Origin of the sequence: Pseudorhodoplanes sinuspersici (genome assembly GCF_002119765.1) — a bacterium.
Lineage (GTDB): Bacteria > Pseudomonadota > Alphaproteobacteria > Rhizobiales > Xanthobacteraceae > Pseudorhodoplanes > Pseudorhodoplanes sinuspersici.
Map to the genome: position 1 here is coordinate 5,270,354 of NZ_CP021112.1, position 13,512 is coordinate 5,283,865.

Below are 13,512 nucleotides of genomic sequence, written 5' to 3' on the forward strand. Positions count from 1 at the left end.
GGGTGCCGTATGGGAGAACTCGTCCTCGCCGCCAAGATCACACATGTGCCCTCGCTCATGCTGTCGGAGACGATCGAGCCGCTGAAGGGAACGCGGGACGGCCCTATCAATGCGCTGAAGCTCCTCGGCCAGCGGGCACGCGAACGCGGCGCCGATACGGTCGTGGTCTTTGACACGCACTGGATTTCAAATTTCGGCTTCCACATCAATGCCAATGCATGGCATCGCGGCACCTATACGAGCCCGGAAGCGCCGCACATGATCAGCGACATTTCCTACGACTATCCGGGCAATCCCGATCTCGCCGATCTGATTGCGGTGGAAACCGCCAAGACCGGCCCGCTCGCACTCGCACATCAGGTCGCAACCCTGCCGGTCGAATACGGGACCATCGTCCCGATGCATTACATGAATGCGGACAAGGCATTTTCCGTCGTTCCGATTGCCTCGCCGATTTTTGCATCGGTCGATGAGAACCGGCGCTTTGGCGACGCCGTCCGCCGCGCGATCGAGAAGTCGAAATCCAAGGCCGCTATTCTCGCGAGCGGATCGCTCTCGCATCAGCTGTTCGAGAACAGCAAGCTCGGCCCGGAGGCGTGGAACCGCATTTCCAGCGAGTTCAACCGGCAGATGGATTTGCGCGTCCTGGATCTGTGGCAGCAAAGCCGCTTCGCCGAATTCTGCGCCATGCTTCCCGACTATACCCGCAAGTGTAACGGCGAAGCGCTGATGGCCGACACCGTGATGCTGTTCGGCGCACTCGGCTGGGACCGCTTCAAGGGCAAGGCCGAACAGCTTTGCGACTATTTCCCCTCCAGCGGCAGCGGACAGGTCACAGTCGAATTCCACGTCAACTGAATGGAGCGCCGCGCTTACGCCGCCGCGTCGGTGGCGTATTGCGCGTCGCCGTGGCCGAAGGACCAGTTCTCGGGCAGCGTCTCGACCAGATTGATGAAGACATCCTCCGGGCGAAGACCGGGATTGTCGCCGAGCTTTTCAACGATGCGGCGATAAAGCGCCTTCTTCTGAGCGAGGGTGCGCGTGTTGCTGACGGTCAGTTGGACGATGACGAGGTCCTCGCTGCGCGCGATTCCGAAATAGTGGGGGCTGCAGTGGAAATCAGCTGCGTCATGCTCCGTGACGACCATGAAATAGTCGTCCTCGGGCACATTGAAGGTCTCGCGCATCGCCTCGTAGAGGCCGTCGAGAATAGCCTGCCGGTAGGCGGCGGCCTTGCCCCGGCGCAGAAAAACACGGCTGAGCGGCATGGTGTGACCTCCTGACTGAGCGATCGGGGATCGATCGGTGCGCAAGGAATAGCGCAGCATTGACCATTGCAAAATCATATGAAAACATATTTCAATGATTTACATCTGTTATGATTGGTCATCGTGAAGGCGCTCGATATCGAGGCTGTACAGGCGTTCGTCCTGGTCGCCGATCTGGTGAGCTTCACCCGCGCGGCTGAGGCGATGGACTCGACGCAGTCTGCGGTGAGCCTGAAGATCAAACGCCTCGAGGATGGGCTCGGCCGGCGCCTCTTTGAACGGACGCCCCGGCGCGTTCGCCTGACCGCCGCCGGCGAACTCTTCCTTGAACGGGCGCGCACGCTGATCGCAGCCCATAGCAACGCACTCGATGCGTTCGCGGCCGAGCGACGGCGGCTCGTTGTGGGTATCAGTGATCACGCGGTTGGCGCGGAGCTGCCACTCCTGCTTCAGCGCGTGAAGCGCGCCGATCCGAACCTCCTGCTTGAAATGCGCGTCGGCAGTTCACGCGACCTCCTCGCCGCCTTCGACGATGGCGCGCTCGACGCCGCGGTCGTGATGGGTCATGACGCGGGTCGACGCGGCGGCGAGGTCCTGCTCGCGGAGGCTTTCGGCTGGATGGCCGCGCGCGATTTCACGCATCGTCCGGGCGATCCGATCCCGCTCGCCGCGCAATCCGATTATTGCGGCATGCGAAGCATGGGCGTGGCGGCGCTCGACAATGCCGGGATCCCCTGGACCGAAGTTTTCGTCGGAGGCGGAGTCGGCACGATCGCTGCCGCGGTCTCGGCCGGGATCGCCGTCGCCGTGCTCGGTCGGCGTGTCGCCCCGCGAGACTCGATCGATCTCGGCCCGAGCCTCGGTCTGCCGGCGCTGCCGCCGCGCGATCTTGTGCTCTATGCGAGCCTCTCCGACCCTGTGGCCCGACAGTCGCTCAAGACGCTCGCGGCCGCCATTCGCTCGACGGCGGGATGAAGCGGAATATCGCCCCGCCGTCCGCGCTTAAGCCTCGAGCACCAGCGATTCGCGGCCGATCAGCCGCGACAGCGTGCGCATGCGATTGGTGACGCGCTCGCCGTTCAGCGCAGCGAACCGGCCCGGCAAATGCAAGGTCAGCTTGCCGCGCTCGACCTTCAGCGGCGTCTTCGGCAAAACGCCCGGCATCGAGGCCGAAACCATATAGGCAACGCGCATCGCTGCCCCCAGCACCCGCGCCCGGTCGAGAATGCGGGTCGAGGCGAGTTCACGCAGACGCGGCGACAATTCATCGTCATGCGTGATGCCGACATGACGGAAATAGACGGCCAGCGCAAGGTAGGCCCGTCCGGGGTGATCCAGCGCCACAAATTCCGCGTGCGAAATGAGATTGAGCGCCTGCTCGCCGCGATAATCCGGATGCGTCCGCCAGCCAATATCGGCGACGAGACATGCCGCGTGACGCAGCCGTCGCTCCACCGCGTTTTCGTTGATGCCGGTCGAATCCATGAGCTGGTCGGTCCAGGCGACCAGTTCCTCACCGTGCTGCGGTGAGCGCGACCGCAGCACATTCAGGCTGCGCGCCGCATCGATCAGCGGGTCTTTCTCTTTCTCTCGTTGGCTCAGCAGCGAGTACAACAAGCCCTCGCGCACGCCGAGCGCGGAGACGACAACGCTTTCCGGCTTGATCCTGCGGATCAATTGACCAAGTACCACAGCGGCGTAACCCAATAGCGGACGGCGGGCCGCCGATACGACTTCGATCTGCGACAGCGTCTCAGGATCGACGCGCTGCACCAGTTCGCAGAATTCCAGCGCCTCGCGCGCGCGCAATGTATAGCCATGCATCACGTGCAGCGGATAACCGGTCTGCGCCATGTGCAGGCCCGCAAGCGAACGCCATGCCCCGCCGACGGCGTAGAATTTGCGCCCCTTGCCCGCCTTCAGCGAAGGCACGTCGGACAATGCATTTTCGGCGATCTTCTCGGCCCGCTTCAATGATTGGCCGGACGCATCCTTCAGCATCAGCCCGCCGAGCGGCAACGTCACGCCCTTGCGGATTTTGGTGCCGCGCACATCGATCAGTTCGAGCGATCCGCCGCCAAGGTCGCCGGCAATGCCATTCGGATCGTAGATGCCGGACACGACGCCCAGTGCCGCAAGCTCGGCCTCGCGGCGGCCCGAAAGAACGTCGATCTTGATGCGGCAGATCCGCTCGGCTTCTTCGATAAAGGCGGGACCATTCTGCGCATCGCGGCACGCTGCGGTCGCGATGCCGAACACCCGGCCAACCTGCAAGGTGTCGCACAGCGCCCGAAAGCGGCGCAGAGCCGCCAGCGCCTCGGCCACCGCATCCGGCGCCAGCAAACCCGTGGATTGGACCTCGCGGGCAAGACCCGCCAGCACCTTTTCGTTGAAGATCGCCGTCGGACTGCGAGTCAGCCCCTCATAGACGACGAGACGCACCGAGTTGGAGCCGATATCGATCACGGCAACGGACGGCCCATGATCGAGCCGGCCCTGCGCCATTTCGATCGGTGCCGAGGTCTTTTTCAACGACGCCTGGAACTTTTCACGGCTTTTCGCGCGCGCGCCTCTACCGCCGGCCTTTTTGCGGCCGGATTTTTTACCGCCGCTCTTGGCGTCTGATAAGGCGGCGCGGCGTCGATTCTTTGAGCGATTTCCCACGACCCGACAGGCTCGGATTGGTCATGAAGTATTTCTGAGCGTTGAAAGGCTCCTCGCCTTTCGCGGGCCTTATGCGGGTTGCGGTGCCGTCAGGCAAGACCTTCCAGCTCTGCTCGTTATCGTTGAAGTTAACCACCATGATCTGATCCAGCACCTGCTCGTGCACGGTGGGGTTGGCGATCGGGCACAGCACCTCGACGCGGCGGTCGAGATTGCGCGGCATCATGTCGGCGGAGGAGATGTAAACAATGGCCTTGGGATTGGGCAGACCATGGCCACCGCCGAAGCAATAGATGCGCGCATGCTCCAGGAACCGCCCGACAATCGACTTCACGCGGATGTTGTCGGACAGTCCCGCCACTTCCGGGCGCAGGCAGCAGATGCCGCGCACCACGATATCGATAGAAACGCCCGCAGCGGACGCTTCATAGAGCTTGTCGATGATACCGGGATCGACCAGCGAATTCATTTTCATCCAGATCGCTGCCGGCCGGCCGGCCTTGGCGTGAGCGATCTCGGCATCGATGTGGTCGACAATACGCTGGCGCAGATTGACCGGCGACGCCGCCATCGCTTCCAGCTCAGCCAGCTCGGCATAGCCGGTGATGAAGTTGAAGATGCGTCCGGCGTCGCGCGCAATCACCGGATCGTCAGTAAAGTACGACAGGTCGGTATAGATGCGCGCCGTGATCGGGTGATAATTGCCGGTCGCGACATGCACATAGGTCGCAAGCTTGCCTGCCTCTCTGCGCACGACCAGCGACAGCTTGCCGTGCGTCTTCAGCTCGATGAAGCCGAACACGACCTGCACGCCGGCGCGTTCGAGGTCACGCGCCCAGCGGATGTTGGCTTCTTCGTCAAAACGCGCCTTCAGTTCGACCAGCGCCGTTACCGACTTGCCGGCTTCGGCCGCTTCGGCCAGCGCTTTTACGATCGGTGACTCGGCCGACGTCCGGTACAAGGTCTGTTTGATGGCGATGACATCGGGATCGCGCGCGGCCTGCTGCAGATATTGCACGACCACATCGAACGACTCGTAAGGGTGCTGGACGATGAAGTCCTTCTGCCGGATCGCCGCAAAACAATCGCCACCGTGATCGCGGATGCGCTCCGGAAAACGCGGATTATATGGCGGGAACAGAAGATCGGGACGATCGATCGAAACCACCTCTTTCAGATCGTTGAGCGCCAGCATGCCATCGACCAGGAAGGTCTCGTCGTCCTTCACGGCCATCGCACGCTGAACGAAGCGGCGCAGATCATCAGGCATCGACTGTTCGAGCTCGAGCCGGATCACCGAACCGCGGCGGCGGCGCTTCAACACCGTTTCGAACGAGCGCACCAGATCTTCGGATTCTTCCTCGATTTCGATTTCGGAATCGCGAATGACGCGGAAGGCGCCGACCCCATTCATGGCGTATCCCGGGAACAACTGGCCGATAAACAGACAGGCCACCTGCTCAAGCGTGATCAGACGCAGCGCACCGCCCTCACGCGGCAGATGCACGAAGCGTTCGATCTTGTGCGGCACGCGGATCAGCGCATTCATCGCCTTGCCGTCGCTGACACGCGACAATTGCAGCGCCAGCGTGTAGCCGAGATTGGGAATGAACGGGAACGGATGCGCCGGATCGATCGCCATCGGCGTCAGCACCGGGAAGATCGAGGCGAGGAAATAATCTTCCAGCCACGCGCGTTCCTGCTTCGTCACATCCTGCGCATCGACGATGACGATGCCATTCGCCGCGAGTTCCTTGCGCAGTTCGCGCCAGCACGCCTGCTGGTCGCTCGCCAGCACGGATACCACTTCGGCGATGCGGCCAAGCTGTTCCGCTGGCGTAAGGCCGTCCGGGCTTTGCGTCGTGACGCCCGCGCCGACCTGCCCCTTAATGGCGGCGACGCGGACCATGAAGAATTCGTCGAGATTGTTCGCCGAGATCGAAAGAAACCGGAGCTTCTCCAGCAGCGGATGGTTTTCGTTGGCCGCCTCGTCGAGCACCCGCCGGTTGAAGTGCAGCCACGACAATTCACGATTGATAAACCGTTCCGGGCTGCCGCGGAGATCCGGGACCGGCGCCGATTCCAGGACATCCACCGGAATTTCGTCTGCCAGAACAATTGCTTCGCTGCGTTCTTTCATGTCCCTGCCGCCATTATCAAACCGTCACATTAGGCGACATTCGTGACCGCCCGGTGACTGATTTCCGCGTTTGAACCGAACGGTTAGGATGATGCCTTGCGGTACAACTCTGCGGCAAGAGTTCGGTTGACCGGCCGCCCCCGCTGCAGGGCCTCCCGGTCCAGTGTATCGACGGCATCGCGGGCGGCCGCGAAAGACCGGCCGATCCGCGGCAAAAGATAAGCGATCAGCGCCTCATCGACCGCAAGCTGCCGGTCGGCAAACAGCTTGACCATGACGGCCCGCAACAGCGCCTCGTCCGGCATCGCCAGCGAAACCGCCGGCATGGCCCGCAGCCGTGAGATGAGATCGGGCAGCGCAACCGTCCATAATGTCGGCGCCGACCGCGTCGTCAGCAGCAACCAGCCACCCTCTTCGCGCACCAGGTTGAGCAGATGAAACAGCGCGCGCTCGTCGAGTTCCTCCGGCGCGCAATCTTCCAGCACCAAAGCGCCAGTCGCGAGCGCTTCCGGCAAAGCCTCGGTCGACAACGCCCGCGCGGCCATGAACCGCGCGCCGGATTCAGTCGCCCAGATCGACGCCAGGTGACTCTTGCCGCTGCCTTCCGGGCCGACAAGCGCCAGCATCCGCGCCGGCCAGTCCGGCCAGCGATCGAGCAAGGCGAGCGCATTTTCGTTCGATGGCCCAGGCAGGAAATCGTCCCGGGTCAGCTTGGCCGCGTGATCGAGCGCGAGAGCGAGCTGTCGTGGACGAGGCTCGCCGGCCATCAGCCTTGCTGGTTGCCGGTATAGAAGGGACTGGCGAGATATTGCCGGAGCATGAAACGCACAAGCACGCCGATGGCGGCCGCAACCGGCACGGCGACCAGCAATCCGACAAATCCGAACAGCACGCCGAACGCGATCAGCGAGAACATCAGCCAGACCGGATGCAGGCCGATTTCCTTGCCCACCAAAAGCGGCTGCAGGATGTTGCCCTCAATGAATTGGCCGAAGATGAAAATGCCAGCCGCCGCCGCCGGCATGGTCCAGTCCGGCCAGAATTGCGCGAGCGCAACGCCGACCGCGAGAATGAATCCGGTGATCGTGCCGATATAGGGCGCAAAACTCAGGAAGGCCGCGATCAGACCAATCAGCAATCCGAAATTGACACCGATTGCGATCAGCCCGACCGAATAAATGACGCCGAGAATGAGACAGACCAGCGCCTGCCCGCGCACGAAGCCGGAGATCGCCGCATCCATCTCACGCGCAAGTCCGCGCACCGTGTCCTTATGCTGCAGCGGGATCCATGAATCGACCTTGACGATCATCCGCTCCCAGTCGAGCAGCAGATAAAACGCGACGATCGGCGTGATGATCAACAGCGAGATCACCGACACCAGCGCCTTACCGCCCGACCAGATCGAGCCGAGAAAAGCAGCAATCCATCCGGCGGCCGACGATGCCACACCGCCAAGCGACTTCTGCGCTTCCGGCAATTTCTCGCCGACGAACTGTCCGAGCCATCCCTGGCTCTGCTCTTGCGCAAGCTGACGCACCCGATCCATGTATTGCGGCAGCTTTTCCATGAATCCGGCGATCTGCTCGCCGAGGGCCGGGAGCAGCAGGATCAATCCCAGCGTCAGCAACACGATCACCAGCACCACGATCACCACCGAGGCGAGCGTTCGATTGAGACCCAGCTTCTGCAGCCGCCGCACCGACGGATCGAGCAGATAGGCCAGCACCATGCCGGCAATGAACGGCAGCAGCACCTCGTTCAGCAGCCACAACAGCGCCGCCAGGACCAGGAAGGCGCAGGCCCAGAAGATCAGTTGCTTGGTCAGCGAAATCGGTTTGCGCGAAGGCGGCGGCGGATTCATCGCCGGACCCGTCGTCATGGTGCTCATCGTGCTCCGCCCCTGCCCGCCTCAATCCACCGACCCGTTGGTCCCGAAATGGCGGATCCATTCAGCGACATAGAAGCCGATCGAAAGCAAGGTCAAGATCGTGACCAGCCCGATCAACGCCGGCACAATCCACCCGGCATCGAAATTCAGGCCAAGGGATGCCAAGACCATCCCCGCAAGCAGGATCTGGGCGACCGTGTTGAGCTTGGACACAGGATGCGGGCGCACCGGCATCGGCCGGTCGATCATCATGGCCACCAGAAAACCGCCGATGATCAGGATGTCGCGCGAGACCACGAGGATCACCACCCACAGTGGCAGCGCCTCGCTGAAACTCAGGGCCACGTAGATCGAAACGATCAGGGCCTTGTCGGCCAGGGGGTCGAGCATGGCGCCCAGTTCCGTCGCCATGTTGAACCGCTTGGCCAGGAACCCGTCCACGGCATCGCTGAGCCCGGCGGTGAGGAACAGGAGAAAAGCCGGCAGCATATGGCCGGAGGTGATGGTCCATACGATCAGCGGCACGCTCAGAATGCGCGCCATGGTAATGAGATTGGGCAGGTTCAACGTAGCGTCCCGGCAGAAAACATGGCCGGCAGGGACCGGCCCGGATAGAGTATAGCGGCGTCAAGGCATTGCGCATAATGCGATTCCCGCGCTACGACGCGGCGAATTTCGCCGCAGGCTGGCGGGTTACCACAGGACAAACCGATCAATGGCTGAAAAGCGCGGCCTGACCTATGGCGAGGCCGGGGTCGATATCGACGCCGGCAACCGCATGGTGGACCTCATCAAGCCGCTGGTGCGCGCCACCGCGCGGCCGGGCGCCGATGCCGAGATTGGCGGCTTTGGCGGCCTGTTCGATCTGGCCCGCACCGGTTTCAAAGATCCGGTTCTGGTGGCGGCGACCGACGGCGTCGGTACCAAGGTCAAGATCGCCATCGATACCGGCCGGCACGAGACCATCGGCATCGACCTCGTCGCCATGTCGGTCAATGACCTGGTCGTCCAGGGCGCCGAGCCGCTGTTCTTTCTGGATTACTTCGCCTGCTCCAGGCTCGATCCCGAGGTCGGCGCCAAGGTCGTTGCCGGCATTGCCGAGGGCTGCCGTCTGTCCGGCTGCGCCTTGATCGGCGGCGAGACGGCGGAAATGCCGGGGCTTTATCAGAGCGGCGACTACGATCTCGCCGGCTTTGCCGTCGGCGCGGCCGAACGCGGCACGATCCTGCCGCGCAAAGATATTAACGCGGGCGATGTCGTCCTCGGCCTCGCCTCCTCCGGAATCCATTCCAACGGCTTTTCGCTCGCCCGCAAGGTGGTCGAGCGGTCCGGGCTCTCATGGGACGCGCCGGCGCCGTTCGATCCTTCGCGCAGCCTTGGCGAGGCGATGATCGTACCGACAAGGCTCTATGTGAAATCCTGCCTCGCCGCGATCCGCAAGACCGGTGCGGTGAAGGCGCTCGCCCACATCACGGGGGGCGGCTTCCCGGATAACATTCCGCGCGCGTTGCCGAAGTCGCTCGGCGTGCATCTCGATCTCTCGAAGGTCAACGTGTTGCCCGTGTTCCAATGGATGGCAAAGACTGGCGACATTGCCGCGCAGGAAATGCTGCGCACCTTCAATTGCGGGATCGGCATGATCGCCATTGTTTCGCCGGGTGAAGCCAAGGCGGTGATGGCAACGCTCACCGAACATGGCGAGAGCGTCGTGCAATTTGGCGAAGTCGTGCCGGCCCAGGGCGACGAACGCGTGACCTATAGCGGCACGCTCGATCTTGGACGGTGATCTTGGCCGATAACGCGACGATGGAGCGCAAACGGGTTGCGATCCTGATCTCCGGCCGCGGCTCCAACATGTCGGCGCTGATCGATGCCGCGAAGGATCGCGCCTATCCCGCGGAAATCGTTCTCGTCGTATCGAACCGCCCCGATGCCGGCGGTTTGCAACGCGCGACCGAAAACGGCATCGCCACGGCGGTTGTCGATCACAAAACTTACGGCAAGAACCGGGAGGGCTTCGAGCAGGCGCTTCAGAGCGTGCTTGAACAGCACCACATCGATATCGTCTGTCTTGCCGGCTTCATGCGGCTGCTCACATCGTGGTTCGTGTCGCGCTGGACCGGCCGGATGTTGAACATCCACCCGGCGCTGTTGCCGGCCTTCAAGGGCCTCGACACACATCGTCGCGCGATCGAAGCGCGGGCGGAACATCATGGCGCGACTGTGCATTTTGTCGTGCCGGAAATGGATTCCGGCCCCACCATCGCGCAAGGCACGGTTCCGGTGTTGCCGGATGATACGGAAGACGATCTGGCGAAACGCGTTCTCGCGATCGAGCATCGGATCTATCCGCTGGCCCTGAAACTCGTCGCCGCCGGACGTGTGCGTGTCGAAGGCGATCATTGCGTGATCGACGGCGACATCAGCGCCGAGGACGCCGCGCTGCTTCCTGGTTCAAAGCCTGCGGCGCATTAAAAAACCCCCGGAATTGCCGGGGGTCGAAATTCAGTGTCGCGCTGAACGCGATGATCGTGACCTGAGCATGATCCGGAAAAGTGGAAACCGGTTTTCCGAAAAGATCTTGCTCAAACAAATACTAAGCCACTTTCAGATTTTCCGCAGATTCCTTGCCGCGGTTCGAAACGAGTTCGAACTCGACGGTCTGTCCTTCGTTCAGGGTCGACAACCCTGCCCGCTCGACAGCCGAAATGTGCACGAACACGTCCTTGTTGCCGGTCGTCGGCTTGATGAACCCGTAGCCTTTGGTCGGGTTGAACCATTTGACGGTACCCTTCGGCATCGTCGCTCTCCTGGTCTAGTCGTCAGAGATGACGTCGCACGCTTGCCGCATCGGCGCCACAACCCGGCTTTTGGGAAGTCCGAACGGTCACGTCGCAACGAAGCAGCGGGGCGAAGGAAACCAAAGTCAGATTGTTCTGAAAGCCAAACGGAAGAATACGGCTGAACCAAGACAGTTGGCCGCGCCGGGCTCACGGGTCAGCACGATTTCTTGTGTATTTTCTGTGCAGCGCGGTTGCTCGTCCCATTCAGGAACGAAAGCCGTTTTTGACCTGTCAGGCTCGGCTGCACGACCGCGAGATCGCTGCACTATCCACCGACCACGGCATCGACCCGTTCGACGCCAGCGACGCCTGCTGCTGCGGCGACAAGCCCTGCACCACCGTCTTGGCGTAGCACTGGCAATACGGCGCCTTGCCCTTCTTCGGATCGACGCTGACGTTGGAGGAGGTGTCGGTCATGCAGCGATCGATCAACGCAAGCCGCGCATTCTCCGCTGCATTCGCAGGATTGGCCGGCGCGCCGGACGACAGCATCGCGCCGCTATCGGCTCCGCCGCAATTTCCGACAACAAGGGCAAGAGACACGACGCCAACGACTCGCAACAGCATAGAAAAACTCCAAACGTGCATTTCACAATTTGCCGGCGTGCTAAGGCGCCAGCCTCACCCAAACCTTGTTATCGTGAAATGCCGCGCCGCCAAAGGGCGCAATCGCATCCGCGCCGGTCAGCGAATTGATGCCGCAGCCGTCCGCGTAAGCGGAATTCGGCCAGATCGATTCCGCGATCACGACACCGCGCCGCACGCCATCGAACAACTTGACGTGCAATCTCACCTCGCCGCGCCTGTTGCCGATGACCACAAAAGCGCCATCGGCGATCCCGTGATGCGCCGCATCGCCCGGATGCATCATCAGTGTCGGCCGCCCTTCCCGCTTCACCGATGTCGGCGTCTCATTGAAAGTGGAATTGAGAAACTGCCGCGCCGGCGATGTCGCGAGCCGGAATGGATATTCGCTGTCCGCAACTTCGATCGCTTCCCAATGATCCGGCAGCGCCGGAATGTCGTCGATCGGCCCTGCCGTCCACGGCGATTTGAACGGCACCTTCGGCCAGTCCGGCTTGAAGCGGAACTTCTTGTCCGGCCAGTTGAAGCCTTCGGTGTAATGCGCGCGTTCGAACGGCGGCTGGCAATCGATCCAGCGTTCGCGCTCGAGCCGTTCAAGGTCGCCCCAGCCCGATTGCTGCAAGGTCCAGTCGATCAGTTCGCGCGGCGACATCGCAAAGCCCGGATGCTCCGCCCCCAGCCGCTGCGCCAACGCGCAGATCACCTCATGGTTGGAGCGGCACTCACCCGGCGCATCCACCAGCTTCGGCCCGAGCAAAATGTATTGGCTGCCGCCGGCCTGATAGACGTCGTCATGTTCCATAAACATCGTCGCCGGCAGCACGATATCGGCCATCTCCGCGGTCTCGGTCATGAATTGCTCATGCACGCACACGAACAGGTCGTCGCGCGCAAAACCGCGCTTCACCACATTCTGGTCCGGCGCCACCGACATCGGATTGGTGTTCTGGACCAGCAGCGCCGTCACCGGCGGCCCGCCCTGCAGCGCTTCATTATCGCCGACAAGGATCGGCCCGATCCGCGACTGATCGAGCATGCGGATCGATGGATCGACCAGGTCGAGCCCGTCGATCATCGTCCTGTTCCAGTGATAGATCGCGCCGTTGTTGTGAAACGCGCCACCGCCTTCGTATTGCCACGCGCCCGTGACCGCGGCGATGCAGCTCGCCGCATGCATGTTGACCGCGCCGTTGCGCGAGCGCGAGAAGCCATAACCGAGCCGGAAGAAGGTGCGCTTGTTGGCCGCCACCAGCTTTGCGAATTCCTCGATCGTCTCGACCGGACAGCCGGTGATGTCCGACGCCCATTGCGGCGTTCTGGTTTTCACATGCGCCTCGAGCTCGTGCGGCACATCGGTGAATCGTTCGAGGAAGTCCCAGTCGGCCGCACCGTCGCGGAACAGGCAATGCATGATCGCGCAGGCGAGCGCGCCGTCGGTGCCGGGCTTCACCAGCACCGGCAGATCGGCCTGCTGCATGGTGCCGTTCATGTAGATATCGACCGCGACGATCTTGGCGCCCCGCTCTTTCCGCGCCCGGGTCGCATGCGTCATGACGTTGACCTGCGTCGAGACCGGATTGGTGCCCCAGATCACCACCAGGTCGGACTTGGCCATTTCGCGCGGATCAGGCCCGGCGAGCCGTCCCGTTCCGGCAATGAAGCCGCTCCACGCCGGGTTCACGCAGATCGTCGAGAAGAAGCCGGAGTATTTTTTGGCGTGACGCAGCCGGTTGATGCCGTCGCGCATCACGAGGCCCATCGTCCCGGCATAGAAATACGGCCAGACGGTTTCAGAGCCGTAGCGTGCTTCCGCCTTCACGAACTGCTCGGCGACGATATCGAGCGCGTCATCCCAGCCAATCGGCTCGAACGCGCCCGAGCCTTTCGCGCCTTTGCGGCGCAGCGGCTTGGTCAGACGATCGGGATGATGGATGCGTTCGGCATAGCGCGCGACCTTCGCGCAGATCACGCCGGCCGTATAGGCGTTGTCATCGGCGCCGCGAATTCGGCCGATGCGCTGGCCGTCGAGCACTTCGACTTCAAGCGCGCAGGTCGATGGGCAGTCATGCGGGCAGACCGAGGCCCGGACAGCAAGAGAGGCAGGGTGAATGTTCATCCTGC

General features: G+C 62.5%; 13 protein-coding genes. 4 read left to right on the plus strand and 9 right to left on the minus strand.

What is annotated here, in order from left to right:
* The first annotated feature begins 9 nt into the window (after window positions 1-9).
* Window positions 10-858, plus strand: a complete 849-nt coding sequence (hpaD, locus tag CAK95_RS25705) for a 3,4-dihydroxyphenylacetate 2,3-dioxygenase (protein WP_086090516.1) — start codon at window positions 10-12, stop codon at window positions 856-858.
* 14 nt (window positions 859-872) lie between these two features.
* Here hpaD and CAK95_RS25710 read toward each other — a convergent pair whose 3' ends face one another.
* On the minus strand, window positions 873-1,268 hold the full coding sequence (locus CAK95_RS25710) for a tautomerase family protein (RefSeq protein ID WP_086091664.1): 396 nt from the start codon (window positions 1,266-1,268) through the stop codon (window positions 873-875).
* A gap of 123 nt (window positions 1,269-1,391) precedes the next feature.
* Between CAK95_RS25710 and CAK95_RS25715 the strand changes: the two genes are divergently transcribed.
* Window positions 1,392-2,243 (plus strand): LysR family transcriptional regulator, encoded by an 852-nt coding sequence (locus CAK95_RS25715; protein WP_086091665.1) that lies wholly within the window; start codon window positions 1,392-1,394, stop codon window positions 2,241-2,243.
* Window positions 2,244-2,270: 27 nt separating this feature from the next.
* Here the strand turns inward: CAK95_RS25715 and ppx are convergent, their stop codons facing one another.
* The 5 genes from ppx to CAK95_RS25740 form a co-directional block, all read right to left on the minus strand.
* Complete coding sequence (ppx, locus tag CAK95_RS25720) at window positions 2,271-3,773, minus strand: exopolyphosphatase (RefSeq protein ID WP_086091666.1); 1,503 nt, start codon at window positions 3,771-3,773, stop codon at window positions 2,271-2,273.
* A gap of 97 nt (window positions 3,774-3,870) precedes the next feature.
* Window positions 3,871-6,072, minus strand: coding sequence for an RNA degradosome polyphosphate kinase (locus CAK95_RS25725; protein WP_086090518.1), 2,202 nt, complete (start codon window positions 6,070-6,072; stop codon window positions 3,871-3,873).
* A gap of 83 nt (window positions 6,073-6,155) precedes the next feature.
* The gene (locus CAK95_RS25730) at window positions 6,156-6,839 is read right to left on the minus strand and encodes a P-loop NTPase family protein (protein WP_086090519.1); all 684 of its coding nucleotides are present in this window, start codon (window positions 6,837-6,839) and stop codon (window positions 6,156-6,158) included.
* Window positions 6,839-7,963, minus strand: a complete 1,125-nt coding sequence (locus CAK95_RS25735; protein ID WP_245303525.1) for an AI-2E family transporter — start codon at window positions 7,961-7,963, stop codon at window positions 6,839-6,841. Before CAK95_RS25735 ends, CAK95_RS25730 begins: the two co-directional genes overlap by 1 nt.
* A 21-nt stretch (window positions 7,964-7,984) precedes the next feature.
* A complete protein-coding gene (locus tag CAK95_RS25740) occupies window positions 7,985-8,530 on the minus strand; it encodes a CDP-alcohol phosphatidyltransferase family protein (protein ID WP_086090520.1) in 546 nt (181 codons plus the stop codon).
* A gap of 148 nt (window positions 8,531-8,678) precedes the next feature.
* On the opposite strand from CAK95_RS25740, the gene purM reads away from it, so the two are divergent.
* Window positions 8,679-9,749, plus strand: coding sequence for a phosphoribosylformylglycinamidine cyclo-ligase (gene purM / locus CAK95_RS25745; protein ID WP_086090521.1), 1,071 nt, complete (start codon window positions 8,679-8,681; stop codon window positions 9,747-9,749).
* A gap of 20 nt (window positions 9,750-9,769) precedes the next feature.
* Window positions 9,770-10,438: a phosphoribosylglycinamide formyltransferase gene (purN, locus tag CAK95_RS25750; RefSeq protein ID WP_086091668.1), complete on the plus strand. Its 669-nt coding sequence runs from the start codon at window positions 9,770-9,772 to the stop codon at window positions 10,436-10,438.
* 121 nt (window positions 10,439-10,559) lie between these two features.
* Here purN and CAK95_RS25755 read toward each other — a convergent pair whose 3' ends face one another.
* The 3 genes from CAK95_RS25755 to CAK95_RS25765 form a co-directional block, all read right to left on the minus strand.
* Window positions 10,560-10,763: a cold-shock protein gene (locus tag CAK95_RS25755; protein WP_086090523.1), complete on the minus strand. Its 204-nt coding sequence runs from the start codon at window positions 10,761-10,763 to the stop codon at window positions 10,560-10,562.
* Window positions 10,764-11,037: 274 nt separating this feature from the next.
* Complete coding sequence (locus tag CAK95_RS25760) at window positions 11,038-11,373, minus strand: hypothetical protein (protein WP_086090525.1); 336 nt, start codon at window positions 11,371-11,373, stop codon at window positions 11,038-11,040.
* 40 nt (window positions 11,374-11,413) lie between these two features.
* The gene (locus CAK95_RS25765) at window positions 11,414-13,507 is read right to left on the minus strand and encodes a molybdopterin-containing oxidoreductase family protein (protein ID WP_086090526.1); all 2,094 of its coding nucleotides are present in this window, start codon (window positions 13,505-13,507) and stop codon (window positions 11,414-11,416) included.
* Between the last annotated feature and the right edge of the window lie 5 nt (window positions 13,508-13,512).